Origin of the sequence: Nocardioides humilatus (genome assembly GCF_008373755.1) — a bacterium.
In the GTDB taxonomy this organism is placed as follows: Bacteria; Actinomycetota; Actinomycetes; order Propionibacteriales; family Nocardioidaceae; genus Nocardioides; species Nocardioides humilatus.
The window spans coordinates 591,278-605,782 of sequence record NZ_VUJV01000003.1 but is presented as its reverse complement, the minus strand read 5'-3'; the positions used below and the strand labels follow the sequence as shown (position 1 = coordinate 605,782).

The 14,505-nt window shown below is 70.6% G+C and carries 12 protein-coding genes; 7 read left to right on the top strand and 5 right to left on the bottom strand.

Annotated features, from left to right (window positions below; genetic code table 11):
- Window positions 1–135: 135 nt before the first annotated feature.
- From F0U44_RS10720 to F0U44_RS10710, 3 genes are read left to right on the top strand one after another with little or no spacing between them, the layout of a single operon-like run.
- Window positions 136–738, top strand: a complete 603-nt coding sequence (locus F0U44_RS10720) for an antibiotic biosynthesis monooxygenase family protein (RefSeq protein WP_149728277.1) — start codon at window positions 136–138, stop codon at window positions 736–738.
- A 42-nt stretch (window positions 739–780) separates the two neighbouring features.
- A complete protein-coding gene (locus F0U44_RS10715) occupies window positions 781–2,757 on the top strand; it encodes a thioredoxin domain-containing protein (protein WP_149728276.1) in 1,977 nt (658 codons plus the stop codon).
- 7 nt (window positions 2,758–2,764) lie between these two features.
- Complete coding sequence (locus tag F0U44_RS10710) at window positions 2,765–3,541, top strand: matrixin family metalloprotease (protein WP_149728275.1); 777 nt, start codon at window positions 2,765–2,767, stop codon at window positions 3,539–3,541.
- Here F0U44_RS10710 and F0U44_RS10705 read toward each other — a convergent pair.
- Both F0U44_RS10705 and F0U44_RS10700 read right to left on the bottom strand, forming a co-directional pair.
- Entirely contained in the window at window positions 3,513–4,466 is a 954-nt protein-coding gene (locus tag F0U44_RS10705; RefSeq protein WP_149728274.1) for a GGDEF domain-containing protein, read from the bottom strand. The genes F0U44_RS10710 and F0U44_RS10705 overlap by 29 nt on opposite strands.
- A gap of 97 nt (window positions 4,467–4,563) precedes the next feature.
- Entirely contained in the window at window positions 4,564–5,289 is a 726-nt protein-coding gene (locus F0U44_RS10700; RefSeq protein WP_246160416.1) for a hypothetical protein, read from the bottom strand.
- 62 nt (window positions 5,290–5,351) lie between these two features.
- Between F0U44_RS10700 and rlmC the strand changes: the two genes are divergently transcribed.
- On the top strand, window positions 5,352–6,521 hold the full coding sequence (gene rlmC / locus F0U44_RS10695) for a 23S rRNA (uracil(747)-C(5))-methyltransferase RlmC (protein ID WP_149728273.1): 1,170 nt from the start codon (window positions 5,352–5,354) through the stop codon (window positions 6,519–6,521).
- On the opposite strand, the gene trhA is transcribed toward rlmC, so the two are convergent.
- Together trhA and F0U44_RS10685 are read right to left on the bottom strand one after the other, a co-directional pair.
- Complete coding sequence (trhA, locus tag F0U44_RS10690) at window positions 6,506–7,246, bottom strand: PAQR family membrane homeostasis protein TrhA (RefSeq protein ID WP_149728272.1); 741 nt, start codon at window positions 7,244–7,246, stop codon at window positions 6,506–6,508. The two genes, rlmC and trhA, sit on opposite strands and share 16 nt — an antisense overlap.
- A gap of 50 nt (window positions 7,247–7,296) precedes the next feature.
- The gene (locus F0U44_RS10685; RefSeq protein ID WP_149728271.1) at window positions 7,297–8,490 is read right to left on the bottom strand and encodes an AIM24 family protein; all 1,194 of its coding nucleotides are present in this window, start codon (window positions 8,488–8,490) and stop codon (window positions 7,297–7,299) included.
- Between the two features lie 123 nt (window positions 8,491–8,613).
- Between F0U44_RS10685 and F0U44_RS10680 the strand changes: the two genes are divergently transcribed.
- From F0U44_RS10680 to F0U44_RS10670, 3 genes are read left to right on the top strand one after another with little or no spacing between them, the layout of a single operon-like run.
- On the top strand, window positions 8,614–9,387 hold the full coding sequence (locus F0U44_RS10680) for an isoprenyl transferase (protein ID WP_149729006.1): 774 nt from the start codon (window positions 8,614–8,616) through the stop codon (window positions 9,385–9,387).
- Window positions 9,388–9,400: 13 nt separating this feature from the next.
- On the top strand, window positions 9,401–10,180 hold the full coding sequence (locus F0U44_RS10675; RefSeq protein WP_246160415.1) for a siderophore-interacting protein: 780 nt from the start codon (window positions 9,401–9,403) through the stop codon (window positions 10,178–10,180).
- 37 nt (window positions 10,181–10,217) lie between these two features.
- Window positions 10,218–11,537 (top strand): serpin family protein, encoded by a 1,320-nt coding sequence (locus tag F0U44_RS10670; RefSeq protein ID WP_149728270.1) that lies wholly within the window; start codon window positions 10,218–10,220, stop codon window positions 11,535–11,537.
- Window positions 11,538–11,540: 3 nt separating this feature from the next.
- Here F0U44_RS10670 and F0U44_RS10665 read toward each other — a convergent pair whose 3' ends face one another.
- A complete protein-coding gene (locus tag F0U44_RS10665) occupies window positions 11,541–14,360 on the bottom strand; it encodes a M36 family metallopeptidase (RefSeq protein WP_188113425.1) in 2,820 nt (939 codons plus the stop codon).
- Window positions 14,361–14,505 lie beyond the last annotated feature (145 nt).

Sequence of the window (14,505 nt, the reverse complement as noted above, 5' to 3'; positions counted from 1 at the left end):
TTCGCACGCCACCGCCGGAGGTCGAGCCTGTGGACAAGGCCGCGCTGGACCCTGGCGCGTCGGCTCCCGGAGGAGTAAGCAGGTACTACCGGCAGGGCCGGTCCAGGCACTGCCTCGTCCCGAGAGGAGCGGGCCGTGCACGCACGTTCCATCACCTTCCACGGAAGGGCCGAGAAGATCGGCGCAGGCATCGCCTTCGTCGAGCACGAAGCGGTGCCCATGCTCGACGCGATGCCGGGCTGCCGAGGGATCTCGATGCTGGTCGATCGCAGGACCGGGCAGTGCATCGTCACCAGCTCCTGGGACACCCCCGCGGCGATGAGTGCCAGCGACGAGCCACTCCGGCCGCTCCGTGATCGCGGTCGCGACATCCTGGGCGGCTCCATGCAGGTCGACGAGTGGGAGGTTGCGGCCATGCGTCGCTCCCACCACGGAGAATGCTGCCGGGTGAGCTGGCTCCAGGGTGACCTCGACGCCATGACGGAGACGTTCCGCGTCGCGATCCTCTTGATGCTCGGAGAGACCTCGGGATTCTGCAGCGCGAGCCTGCTCGTGGACCGGGCCTCCGGACTGGCGTGCGCCACCACGGCCTGGGAGACCCGCGCTGCGATGCACGCGAGTCGCGACACGGCCAACGACCTGCGCAGCAGGATGGCGAGGGAGTCGGGCGGCATGGTCGTGGACGTCCACGAGTTCGACCTGGCCTACGCCCACCTGCACATCCCGCAGATGGCCTGACCGGAGGCAGAGCCCGGTCGGCGGGTGGGGGATCATGGCCGGGTGAACCGCCTCGCCGCTGCCACGAGCCCCTACCTCCAGCAGCACAAGGACAACCCCGTCGACTGGTGGGAGTGGAGCCCGGAGGCCTTCGCTGAGGCGCGCAGTCGCAACGTCCCGGTCCTGCTGAGCGTCGGCTACGCCGCCTGCCACTGGTGCCACGTCATGGCACACGAGTCCTTCGAGGACGAGGCCACGGCGGCCTTCATGAACGAGCACTACGTCAACATCAAGGTCGACCGCGAGGAGCGGCCCGACGTCGACGCGGTCTACATGCAGGCGACGACGGCGATGACCGGCCACGGCGGCTGGCCGATGACGGTGGTGCTCGACCACGAGGGCGCGCCCTTCTTCGCCGGCACCTACTTCCCGCCGCAGCCGCGGCACGGCCAGCCGGCCTTCACCCAGGTGCTGCAGGCGCTGAGCGAGGCGTGGCACGACCGCCCCGAAGAGGTACGACGAGTGGCCGGTCAGCTGCGCGAGCACCTCGCCGCCTCGGGCGACCTGCCGACCGGCTCGCTGTCGGCCGAGCTCCTGGACGCCGCGGTCGAGAAGCTGGCCGAGGAGTTCGACCCGATGGCGGGCGGCTTCGGCAACGCACCCAAGTTCCCGCCGACGATGGTGCTGGAGTTCCTGCGGAGGTACGGGTCCAACCAGGCCCGCCACATGGTGGCTCGTACGGCGGCGGCGATGGCCGGGGGAGGCATGTACGACCAGCTCGGCGGCGGGTTCGCCCGCTACGCCGTCGACCGCGGCTGGGTCGTGCCGCACTTCGAGAAGATGCTCTACGACAACGCCCAGCTCATCGGCTTCTACGCGCGTCTCGGCACCGAGACCGGCGATCGGGTCGCACGGGAGTCCGCCGACTTCCTGCTGCGCGAGCTGCGCACCGCGGAGGGTGGTTTCGCCTCTGCTCTCGACGCCGACAGCCCCGACCCCGTGACGGGCAAGAGCGAGGAGGGTGCGTTCTACGCCTGGACGCCCGCTCAGCTCACCGAGGCGCTGGGCGAGTCCCGCGGGGCCTGGGCGGCCGACCTGTTCGCCGTCACCGCGGAGGGCACGTTCGAGCACGGCACCTCCACGCTCCAGCTGCGCCACTTCCCGGCCGACAGCCACGAGCGCGCCCGCCTGTCCGAGGTGCGCGCGCGCCTCCTCGACGTGCGCGCCCTGCGTCCGCGGCCCGGCCGGGACGACAAGGTCGTCGCCGCCTGGAACGGCCTCGCGATCAGCGGGTTGTGCGACGCCGGCCTCCTCCTCGGTGAGCAGCAGTACGTCGACGCGGCCCTCGCCGCCGCCGACCTGCTGGTCCGCCTCCACCTGCCCGGCGACGGCTCGATCCTGCGCGTCTCGCGCGACGGTGTGGTCGGCCCGCACGCTGGTGTCCTCGAGGACTACGGCTGCGTCGCGTCGGGATTCCTCTCTCTCGTCCAGGCCACCGGTGATGCCCGCTGGCTCACCCTGGCGACCGGCCTGCTCGACCACGCGCTTGCCGGCTTCCGGGCGCCCGACGGCGGCTTCTACGACACCCACGACGACGCCGAGACCCTCGTCGCGCGCCCGCGCGATCCCGGCGACAACGCTTCGCCGAGCGGCTTCAGCAGCGTGATCCACGCGCTCGTGACCGCCCACGCGCTGACCGGCGAGGGCCGCTACCGCGACGCCGCGGAGGAGGCGCTCGCGACGGTCGCGCAGCTCGCCGAGCGTGCCCCGCGCTTCGCGGGCTGGTCCCTGGCCGCGGCCCACACGATGCTCGACGGCCCGCTCGAGGTCGCGGTCGTCGGCCCGTCCGGCTCCGATCGGGACGCCCTCGCTGCGCGCGCCCGACGGCTGCCCGGCGCGGTGGTCGTCGTCGCGGACGGGCCGCGTGACGACGTACCCCTCCTGACCGGGCGCACCGCCGTCGACGGTCAGGCGGCGGCCTACGCGTGCCGGGGGTTCGTGTGCGAACGGCCGGTGACCTCGCCGGACCAGCTCGGATGACCCTCGGATGACCCCTCGGACGACTCGGTCTCGCGCCGAGCGCTGGCGCTGGGGCGTGGTGCTGCTCGCGTGCGCCGCAGCCTTCGGCGCGGTCGTTGTCGGTAACGCCGGGGGCCCGACCGGCCTGCTCCGCGTCTTCGGCATCGGCGAGGAACCGCTGGGCGACCCCGCCGACGTACCTCCCGGCGGCACCTATGCCTTCATCCAGCACCAGCCCGGCGACGCCGACGAACCCGTCGCGTGGGACCCGTGCGAGGAGATCCACTACGAGATCAACCCCGACGGATCACCCTGGGACGCCGACGACACCGAGGAGTTCGTCGCGGGCGCGGTCGAGGTGGTCGCGCACTACACCGGCCTCCGTTTCGTGTACGACGGCCGCACCGATCGACGCCCCGAGTGGGACCGCGCGTTCGTGCCCTCCCTCGGGGTCAAGGACCCCGTGCTCGTCTCGTGGGCGACCGAGGACGAGGTGCGCCAGCTCGAGGACGACGTCGCGGGCGTCGGCGGCGCGGTCGCCGCACCCGCGGGCGGCGGCGACTGGGAGCGCTACGTGACGGGCGGCATCACGCTGGACGCCGACGCGTTCGACGAGCTCGACACCTTCTTCGGCGACGACAGCGAGGCGCGGGCGATCATGCTGCACGAGCTCGGGCACCTCGTGGGGCTGGGCCACGTGCGCTCCAGCGACGAGCTGATGTTCTCCGACAACCTCGGCCGGACCGACTTCGGCACCGGCGACCTCAACGGTCTGGTCAGGCTCGGGAGAGGTCGCTGCGTGTGAGTCGCTTGGCGGAGTACATCTCGGCGTCGGCGACCAACAGGGCATCCTGAAGCCGGTCGGCCTGGTCGAGCGTGGCGGTGCCGACGCTGCCGCGGTTGCCGATCGCGGTCGCGAGGCGGTCGAGCAGGGTCGCCGCAGGGAGGCCGGGAGCGAAGACGGCGAACTCGTCGCCACCCATCCGGCCCACGACGTCGTCAGGGCGCACGGCGGCGCGCAGGGTGTCGGCCACGCTGACGATCAGTCGGTCACCGGCGCTGTGGCCCTCGACGTCGTTGACGAGCTTGAGCCCGTTGATGTCGACGAAGGCAACGGCGCCGGGCGAGAAGACGCTGGTGACGAACTCGGTGAAGCCGCGGCGGTTGAGGAGCCCGGTCAGCTCGTCGGTCTGCGAGAGGCGGTAGGCCTCCTGCGCCATCGCGACCTCCTGCTCGAGCTCCTGGTGGATCGATACCTTTTCGAGGGCGAGCGAGGTCGCGTCGGCGAGTGCGCGGAGAAGTGAGATCTCCTCGTCGCTGGCGTCGTGGTTGTCGGCCCAGTAGGCGCCGATCGCGCCGACCGGAGCCATGGTCCGGATCGGGGTCATGACCAGGCTCTTCACGAACGTCGGCCGGTAGGCCTCGTGCGGGATCCGCTCGTCGACGTAGATGTCGGGGATGACGACGTGCTCGCGGTGGAGCATCGCCCAGCCGCTGATGCACGCCTCCAGTGGGAAGCGGAGCCCCTTCCACAGAGGCTCGATCGCGTCCTCGTCGGCGTAGTAGCAAAGGTCGCCGTCACGAAGGACGAACGTGGCCCCGTCGCAGCCGGCCAGGTCGCGGGCCGCGGTGCGTGCGATCTCCTGGACCTCGTTGAGGCGTGTGGCGAGCGACAGCTCCTGCACAGCGTGCAGCAGACGCTCAAGCCCAATCGTGGTGTTCCCTCCCATACGTCAAGGTTAGGACGAAGAGGCAAGGAATGACTCATCTTGTGCATTTGTGCCCAATTTTCGGGACTCAAGACCCAGGGCGATCGGGACTTGCGCCTCAGGCGCCGGCTGAGCGCCGGACCTCGTTGAGCACAGTGATCTTCTGCCAGATCTTGCGGCTCAGCGACGTCGTCAGGGTCTCGATCGTCGACACCGTGTCGAGCACCACCGCATCGCGTGACTCCTCGGCGCACAGGGCCGCGGTCTTGCCGATCATGCTGAGCAGCTCCGAGCAGTAGTCGAGGTAGTGCTCGAGCTCCTCGAACGTCAGGCCCAGCGTCGGGCTGACGGCGGTCGGGGTGAAGGTCGCCCGGAGTCGCTCGGGGTCCTTGTTGAGCTGGTGCATGTCGACGATGTGGGCGAGCGAGCGCAGCTCGTGGAGCAGGGTGAGCGACTCGGCACGCCGCAGCCGCTCGGGCACCGTGTAGAGGAACCAGATCGCGATCGCCGCGAACACCACGTCGTTGACGCCGCTCTCGAGCAGCGAGAGCCACTCGACACCGTGCTCGGGTCCGTCCTGCACCGCGGAGCGGAAGGCGAGGACGAGCAGCACCACGGTCGCCGCCGTGACCGCGACGATCAGCACCCGCGACAGCACCCGCACGATGCTGATCCGGTTGCGGTTGATCTCCGAGCTGGTGACCACCTCGCCGGCCAGGATGAGCAGGTCGCCCGAGACCCCGTAGAGCCCGCGCGTGGGGAAGCGTGCACCGATCCGGGCGCGCAGCTCCTCGAGCGTCGCGAGGACCGGCGCCGCCTCGAGTCGTTCGAGTGCGATGGCCACGGCCGCAGCCTAGGACCAGCGGGGCCCGGTTGCCTCGAAGTCGAGCCTCGTAGCATGGGGACGTGACCGGTCCGCTCCTCCAGTGCGACCACTGGGATCGCCAGGAGTGCCGGTCGTGCAGCTGGATCGAGAGGCCCTACGACGACCAGCTGGCAGCCAAGCAGCAGCTCACCCGCCAGCAGTTGCGTGCAGCTCTCGGCGAGCGCCCCGAGCCCGAGTGGCTCCCGCCCGTGCCGAGCGCGCCGGCCGGCTTCCGGACCAAGGCGAAGATGGTCGTCGGCGGCACCGCCGAGGCCCCGACGCTCGGGCTGTGGACCCAGCAGCAGGGGTACGTCGACATCCGCGACTGTGCGCTGCACACGCCGGCGATCCGGGCAGCTCTCCCGGTGCTGGCCGACTTCGTCACGCGGGCGGGGCTGACGCCGTACGACGTCCCGACGCGCAGCGGCGAGCTCAAGCACGCCCTGGTGACCGAGTCGCCGGCCGGCGAGCTGATGGTGCGCTGGGTGCTGCGCTCGACCGAGGCGGAGAGCCGGATCCGCAAGCACCTCGCTGCCCTGCTCGAGGAGCTGCCGACGTTGCGGGTCGTGACCCTCAACGTGCAGCCCGCCCACGCGGCGGTCATCGAGGGGGAGCGCGAGCTCGTGCTCACCGAGCAGGCGACCTTGCCGATGGAGGTCAACGGGCTGACGCTCCACCTCGGGCCACGGAGCTTCTTCCAGACCAACACCGAGGTGGCGGCGGCGCTCTACCGGACTGCGACCGCGTGGGTCGACGAGGTGGCCCCGACGACGGTGCACGACCTCTACTGCGGCGTGGGCGGCTTCGCGCTGCACCTCGCCGCCCCCGGTCGCACGGTGACCGGCATCGAGATCAGCGCCGAGGCGATCGCCGCGGCCGACCGCGGACGCATCGACGCGGGTCTGTCCGTCGATCAGGTGCGGTTCGTCGCCGGTGACGCGACGGCGGCGCTGCTCGACGATCGTCCCGACCTGGTCGTCGTCAACCCGCCGCGGCGCGGGCTCGGGCCCGACCTGGCCGCGCGGCTCGAGGACGCCGGCCCGCCGACGGTCCTCTACTCCAGCTGCAACCCGGAGACCCTGGCCCGCGACCTCGCGGTGCTGCGGTCCTACGTCCCCGTGCGGGCGCAGGTGCTCGACATGTTTCCCCAGACGTCGCACCTCGAGGTGCTGGTGCTGTTGTCGCGGAGGGGACCTCAGCGCAGCGAGTAGGTCGCGAGCGAGACGCCCACGTAGTGCGCGGTGAACGCGAGGATCGTGAAGGAGTGGAACACCTCGTGGAAGCCGAACCAGCGCGGCGAGGGGTTGGGCCACTGGAAGCCGTAGACGAGGCCGCCGACCGTGTAGAGCGCTCCGCCGACGGCGATCATCACGAAGGTCGCGATGCCGACGCCGACGCCCAGCGCCAGCGCACCGTCGAAGAATGCCGGGATGAAGAACAGCGCGGCCCATCCCATCGCGATGTAGATCGGGGCGGAGAGCCACCGCGGCGCGTTGGGCCAGCAGACCTTGAAGAGGATGCCGAGAACCGCCGCCGTCCACACCGTCGACAGGAGCAGGACCCGGTTGGTGCCGTCGAGCAGGATCAGGCTGAACGGCGTGTAGGAACCGGCGATCAGCAAGAAGATGTTGGAGTGGTCGAACCGGTTGAGGATCCGCCAGGTCCGCGGTGACCAGGTGCCGCGGTGGTAGATCGCGGAGACACCGAAGAGCAGGATCGCGCTGCCGGCGTAGAGCGCCGAGCCGATGCGCGTCGTCGCCGTGGGCGAGAGGCAGATGAGCACGATGCCGGCCGCGATGATTAGCGGCGTCGAGCCGGCGTGGAGCCAGCCGCGGAGCTTCGGCTTGACCTCGCGGGCCTTCTCGATGGCCCGGTCGGAGATCTCTTCCAGACCTGCGCGGACACGCTCGTTGGCGTTGCTCAGTGCCTGGTTCATGACGTAAGGCTATCGGGCCGCCCGAGCGGCCACTCTGCCTACGTCCAGGCCTACGCCTGGGTAGCGACCGGGTAGCCCTCGGAGGGCTGCACGATGACGAAGCCCTGGCCGTTGAACGCGACCTGGAAGGCCTCGCCCGAACCGCGACCGATGAGCGCACCGGCGGAGACCGACGACTTGATGCTCGTCTGCAGCTCGACCGACCACGCGACGAGCGCGTTGGCGTCGGCGAAGGTCGGCGCCTCAGCGGCGTTGAGGACGACCGGGTCGCCATCGGTCGTGATCGCGACCCAGCCGCTGCCGCGCAGCGTCGTGTTGAAGAGACCGCCGGCCGCGATGCTGCCGCCCTTGACCCGCTCGACGTTCCAGTCGAGGGAGGCCGAGAAGGCCAGCACGTTCTTCCCGTTGACCGACAGGCCCGCGTTGTTGAGGTGGAGGATGTGCACGTTGTGCGCCACGTCGGCGAGGAACACGTCGCCCTGGCCCTCGACCCGCATCAGGCTCAGGCCCTCGCCGGTGAAGGCCTTCTTCAGGAACTTCGCCGCACCGCCGCCCTGGAAGGCGAAATTGACGTTGCCCTGGTAGGCCACCATCGAGCCCTGCTTGGCCATGAACGGCTCGGCGATGCGGACCCGCAGCAGCTTGGCGTTCTGCCGCGAGGGGCCGACGCCGGCGTCCACCTCCGAGTAGCGGCCGTCGACGAGCTCGCCGGACAGGCCACCCGGCATCGCGACCGGCATCGCTGCGGGCATCGCTGCCGGCATCGCGGCGGGGGCCGGCTCGTAGGCCATGGGGGCCGGAGCAGCGGCCGGAGCGGGTTCCCAGGCCGGGGGAGCCTCGGCCATGGGTGCAGCCTCCGCCATCGGCGCAGCCTCGGCCATGGGCGCAGCCTCGGCAGCCGGAGCCTCGATCCACGGCGACTCCGCGACGGGCGCGGCCTCGACGGGAGCGGCCTCGACGGGTGCGGCCTCCATCGGCGGGGGCGAGCCGACGACCCGCGTCTCCATCATGAAGGCGTCGTCGGCGGGCGACTCCTCGAGCGCTCCGTCCGGCCGGTCGGTGGGAGTCTCCACGACCTCGGCGGCGTGGGCGCCGCCGGTCTGGGCGGTCGGCTCCTCGGGCGCGTTGAGGGGGGACACCGACACGTTGCCGGCATCGGAGACGTGCTCGGTCCACTGGGAGCCGTCCCAGTAGCGAAGCTCGTGTCGACCAGTCGGGTCCGGGTGCCAGGCTGCGGCGGTCATCGTCGGTTCCTCTCGAAGTTCAGGTCTATCGCTGCGGCCATCGTGGCAGCCCGCGCAACCTGCTGGAAGGACCCGCCCAGGATCCGCCTCATGGCGAGCAACCGAGCCGGTTACGATCGGCGGGTGGTCGACTGGAAGCGGGGCGCGCGCCGAGTGCTCTATCCCGCCTACGAGCGCCGCGTCGTGCGCCGGATGCCCGACAACTTGCCCAAGCACGTCGGGGTGATGCTCGACGGCAACCGCAGGTGGGCGAAGGCCGTTGGTCGCGACACTGCTCACGGCCACCGCGCGGGCGCCGCCAACATCGAGCCGCTGCTGACGTGGTGCGAGGAGATCGGCATCGAGGTGGTCACGCTGTGGCTGCTCTCGACCGACAACCTGCATCGGCCGGCCAAGGAGCTCGAGCAGCTCCTCGAGATCATCGAGGACGCCGTCGACAGCCTCGCCGACCAGCGCCGCTGGCGCCTCAACCCGGTGGGCGCGCTCGACCTGTTGCCCGATCGGACGGCCGCTCGGCTCAAGACGGCGGCGGAGGCCACCGCCGACGTCGACGGGATGATCGTCAACGTCGCGGTCGGCTACGGCGGGCGGCGGGAGATCGCCGACGCCGTACGTTCGCTCCTGCAGGAGCACGCCGCCAAGGGCACCTCGCTCGAGGAGCTCGCCCAGATCATCGATGTCGAGCACATCTCCGACCACCTCTACACCAAGGGCCAGCCCGACCCCGACCTCGTGATCCGTACGTCGGGGGAGCAGCGGCTCGGCGGCTTCCTGCTGTGGCAGAGCGCCAAGTCGGAGTTCTACTTCTGTGAGGCCTACTGGCCCGACTTCCGCCGCGTCGACTTCCTGCGCGCGATCCGTGCCTACGCCCTGCGCGAGCGGCGTCACGGGGCTTGAGTAGCCTCGCCGGGTGACCACGCCCAGCAAGCCTGCCAAGCCGATCACCGCTCTGACGGTCACCGCGACCGAGCCCCTGGGGCCCGCGATGCTGCGGCTGCGGTTCTCTGGTGATCTCGCGGCCTTCGCGGGCTTCGATGGGACCGACCGCTACGTCAAGCTGCTCTTCACCCCCGACGGATCTCCGGACCTGACCCAGCTCGGCGAGGGCGAGCGTCCCTCGGTGCGGAGCTACACCGTGCTCGAGCTCGACGTCGAGGCCGGCACCTTCGCGATCGACTTCGCTCTCCACGGCAGCGGCTTCGCCATGCGCTGGGCGCGCGACGTGGAGGTCGGCGCCACGATCACTGTCCAGGGGCCTGGCGAGGGCTACGCGCCCGACCCGGCCGCCGACTGGTACCTCCTGGCCGGCGACGACGCCGCGATCCCCGCGATCCGCCAGGCCGTCGACGCCCTGCCCGCTGACGCCGAGGGCTACGTCGTTCTCCAGGTCGGCACAGCGTCCGAGGAGCTGCCGTTCTCCGCCCCCACCGGGGTGGAGGTGCGCTGGCTGCACCGCGATCAGGCGGCGGGGCTGCCGGACGCCGTACGAGCGCTGCCGTGGCGCGACGGACGCGTCGACGTCTTCGTCCACGGAGAGGCGCAGGCCGTGATGCAGGAGATCCGGCCCTACCTCGCCTCCCAGGGCGTCGACGCGCGGGCGTCGTCGATCTCCGGATACTGGAAAGCCGGCCTCGTCGACGAGGAGTTCCGTCTCTGGAAGAAGGAGCTCGCCGCCGCCGAGGCGAGCTGATCGGAACCATTCGCCAGGTCCGACGCGTCAGAGAGGCATGATCACCCGTAGGGACACCCTCCGTCTGGCCGTGCTGGCGGCTCTCGCCTCACCGATGCTCACGGCGTGTGGTTCGGACGACCCGAAGAAGCAGGGTGGAGGTGGCGCCGTGGCGGGACGACTCGAGCTGGTCAGCAGCGACAGGGACCGGATGCCCGGCGATCCGGGCGCGATCCCCGGGGTGGTTGCGGCGATGCAGCGCTTCGCGGGCGGCCTGTACGGCGGCCTGCCTGCCGAGGGCAACCTGATCGTGTCGCCCTACTCCGTCGCGGTCGCGCTCGGCATGACCCTCACCGGCGCCGGCGGCGCCACCGCCGAGGAGATGCGCGCGGTGCTCGGCGCGGATGACCGTTTCCACGCCGGGCTCAACGCGCTGACTGCCCATGTGGAGGCGCTGGCCGGTCGGCAGGAGCGGGCTGACGGCAGCAAGGCCGAGATCGACCTGGCGGCGGCCAACCAGCTCTTCGGACAGGCGGGCGTTCGGTGGGAGCAGCCGTTTCTCGACCTGCTCGCCGAGGACTACGGCGCCGGCCTACGCACGGTCGACTTCGAGACCGCGACGGAGGACGCCCGGGTCCTCATCAACGACTGGGTCGAGAAGCAGACCCACGACCGCATCGAGGACCTCATCCCGGCGGGGGTGCTCGACGTGATGACCCGGCTGGTGCTCGTCAACGCGATCTACCTGAAGGCGCCCTGGGAGACGCCGTTCACCAAGGAGCTGACGACGCAGGCTCCGTTCCACCGCGTCGGCGGCAGCACCGTCGAGGTGGAGATGATGGCGGGCGCCGCGACCTCAGGGCCGCTCACCAAGGGAGACGGCTGGCAGGCGACGAGGCTGCCCTACGCGGGCAACCAGCTCGCGATGACCGTCGTGCTGCCCGACGAGGGCCGTTTCGCCGAGGTCGAGTCGCAGTTCGCCGACGGAGCACTCGCCGACGCGATGACGGGCGGACGGCCGACCGGGATCGACGTACGACTGCCGAGGTGGAAGCACCGCACGGCTGCGTCGCTCAAGGAAGTCCTGGTCGACCTCGGGATGCCGACCGCGTTCGCGCCTGGCGCCGCCGACTTCCGTCCGATGACCGAGGCGGATCTCGACCTCTACATCTCAGCGGTGCTCCACCAGGGCTTCATCGCCGTCGACGAGGAGGGCACCGAGGCCGCGGCGGCGACCGCGGTCGTCATCTCGGACACGAGCGCGATGATCGCCGAGCCGTTCGTCGTCGACCGGCCGTTCCTCTACGTCATCCACGACGTCGAGCACGGCACGCCGCTCTTCCTGGGCCGGGTCCTCGACCCGACCCAGGAAGGCTGAGCGTCAGTCGTCGTAGGCGGCGACCTCCGAGGTGTCCATGTAGGTGCAGCCGCCGTAGTCGAACGGGCAGCCGCTCCAGTCGGGCACCTGCGGCGAGAGCATGACGTACTTGATCGCGCCGACGTTGTCGACCGGGGTGTCGAGCGGCAGGTCGACCAGAAGGCCACGGTCATCGACCGTGAACTCGCCCTCGGCGACCGGGGAGCCCCACGGACCGGCCGGCGTCGCGGCGGCGTAGATCTCGTAGCCGGCCGTCGACGAGCTGCCCGGGTCACCACACGTGTTGGACGGGTCGACCGCCAACGAGGTGAGGGTGATCGTCTCCGGCAGCTCGATCACGATCTCCTTCGGGATGACGAGATCCGGGTCGGTGCCCGGCGTGCCGTCGTCGTCGAAGGTCGTGCTGCCCCAACCGGTGCCCTGGGAGAGGTCGATCGCGAACTCCGGGCCGCACGCGGGCGTGTAGTCCGGTCCGGTGAAGCTGGCGATGCTCGCCCCACCGCTCGCCGAGGCCCAGTCACGCCGCAGCGACGCGTTGAAGATCGCCTTCTCGTGCTCGACGACCGTCACCGCGTCCGACGCGGGCTCGAATCCCTCGGCCGAGGCCACGACCTTGGGCCACGTGCCGGGCGGCACCTGGCTGATCTTGTAGACACCGGCGGCGTCGGTCACGGCCGAGAGCTCGCTGTGACCGGCGATCTCGACGACCGCACCCTCGATCGGGTTGTTGTCGCCGTCGGTGATGGTGCCGCCGATCCGACCCTTCAGTCCGCCGGCGGGCGGCGGGGTGTTGAAGTCGGCCACCGGTGCGTTGTCCGCGCCGCCCGCCGACCCGGCGTAGAAGCCCATGCCGCGCTCGGCGAAGTGCGCCCACAGGGCGTCGGCGTGGACGCCGCCGTAGATCACCTTGTCGGCTCGCAGGATCGCGTCGCGCATGTCGAGGAGCGACGGGTCGTCGGCCGAGAGGCGCATGCCCTCGGTGACGATGGCCATCGTCACCTCGTGGCCGAGATCGGTGCGGATGTCGAACAGGGTCTGCCCCCACACCTCACCGACGTCGTGGACCTCGTTGCCGATCTGGCCGTCGCCCACGTCGTCGAAGGTGTAGCCACCGTCGCCGCCCTCGTACTGCACGCAGTTGGGGGCGGCCTCGCCGACGCCGCAGTCGATCGCCTCGCTGCGGGTGATGCCCGCGTGGTTCTTGGCGAGGTAGAGGTCGAGCGTCAGCTCACCGGGCGCCGACGTGTCGGTGGTGAACCCCTTGGTGAGCAGGTAGTCGAAGGCGTAGAAGTCGCTCCACCCCTCGCCCATGCCGTTGCCCTGGTAGCTGTTGAGGGTCGAGAAGTTGTCGGAGTCGACCACCAGCCGGTTGGACACGCCGTGGGTGAACTCGTGGCCGAGCGTCAGGAAGTCGTCGCTCGAGCTGGCCGCGAGGTAGGGCGCGTAGTTGAGGTACATCTGCATCGTCGGCTTGGTGCCGTCGGGCGGAGTGTTGAAGTTGGCGTTGTTGACGTGGTCACCGTCGGGGAAGCCGTTGTCCGTGTTGGCACCGTCGAGGCCGTTGAGGTCGACCGGGTCGCCGTCCTTGCGGGTGAAGTTGCCGCTGCTGCGGTCGAAGCCGAACGGCTCCTTCGTCAGCCACTTCGCGAACTTGCTGATGAGGTAGAGACCCTGGATCGCGTCCTGGGCCATATTGGTCTTCCAGGACCGCGCCTTGCTCGGGTCCCACGTGCAGACGTAGCGCTGGGTGCAGCTGAGCTCGCCCTGGGCCGTCTTGAACGGCTGGAGCATCAGCTGGCGAGCCTCACGACGCGAGCCGGGGACCTGGCTGGTCTCGTTGGGCTGACGCACGTTGTCGTCGTTGAGGTCGGCCCACACCGTGGCGTACTTGCCCTTGGGGAAGTTGGCCTTGCGGAGCTGGAAGCCGAGCTTGATCAGGTTGACGTGGTGGATCTCGCCACCCGAGTCGGTGCCCGAGGCGCCGGGGTAGTTCTCGTGGACGAACGCGTCACCCGAGCCCTCGAACGCCATGGTCGAGCGCCGGAAGAGGGTGACGCCGGTGCGTCCGTCGATGACGTGGACGTACGCCGCCGTGGAGCCGGGCTGCGTGTAGGTCAGCCAGGCCGCGCGGAGACCGCCGGGGGTCAGGAACCAGACCCGCTCGGCGCTGGAACCCGGACGCAGGTCCGGGCGGGCGAGACGCGCGTCGGCGACCGCCTTCTTGATCGCCGTGCTGCGGCCGATCGTGGCCGAGGGTGCGCGACCGGCGAGCATGCCGAGCCGGGCGACCGGAGCGCCCTGGACCGCGATCAGGCGACCCGCCTTGTCGACGTGGGCGCGCAGGCCGTTGCCGAAGACGCGGGTCCCGCCGACCTGCTGGGCGAAGTAGACGTGGGTGATGCGGTGGAGGTCCCGGTATTCACGAACCTTCACGAAGGTGCGGAGATCGGCACGATCGAGACCGAAGGCGGCGAGGTGGTCGCTCACGTAACGCAGGGCGATGGAGCTGGCCGAACGGCTGCTCGGTCCGGTGAGGGGAGCCCGGGCGGCGACCTCGGCAGGGGTGCCGGTCAGCGGGTCGATGTCGATGGAGGCGCCGGCGCCGAGGTCGGCGCTGAGGCGCGCCACGGCCTTGCCGTTGGTGCGGACCTGGCGTCGGTCGGCTCGCGCGAGCCGGTCGCCCGAGATCTGGCGGACGTCGTAGTTGCCGAGCCGCTCAGGTCCCCCCGAACGCGCGGACTGCTTTGTCGGAGCGGGGGCCGCTGGGGCCGCTCCTTCCGAAGCGCCGGGTACTGCCACGCCGGCGACCGCGATCGCGGTCACCGCCCAGGCAGCGAGCCAGCTCTTCCGGCTCCGGGGTCGTAATGCCGACGATTTCATCGTCCCTCCACAAGGGTCCAGTACAGCTTTGCGGGGCCGGCGGTGGCCGGCCTTCGCACCCTAAGCGCACGGAGCCCCTGGGCGGGAG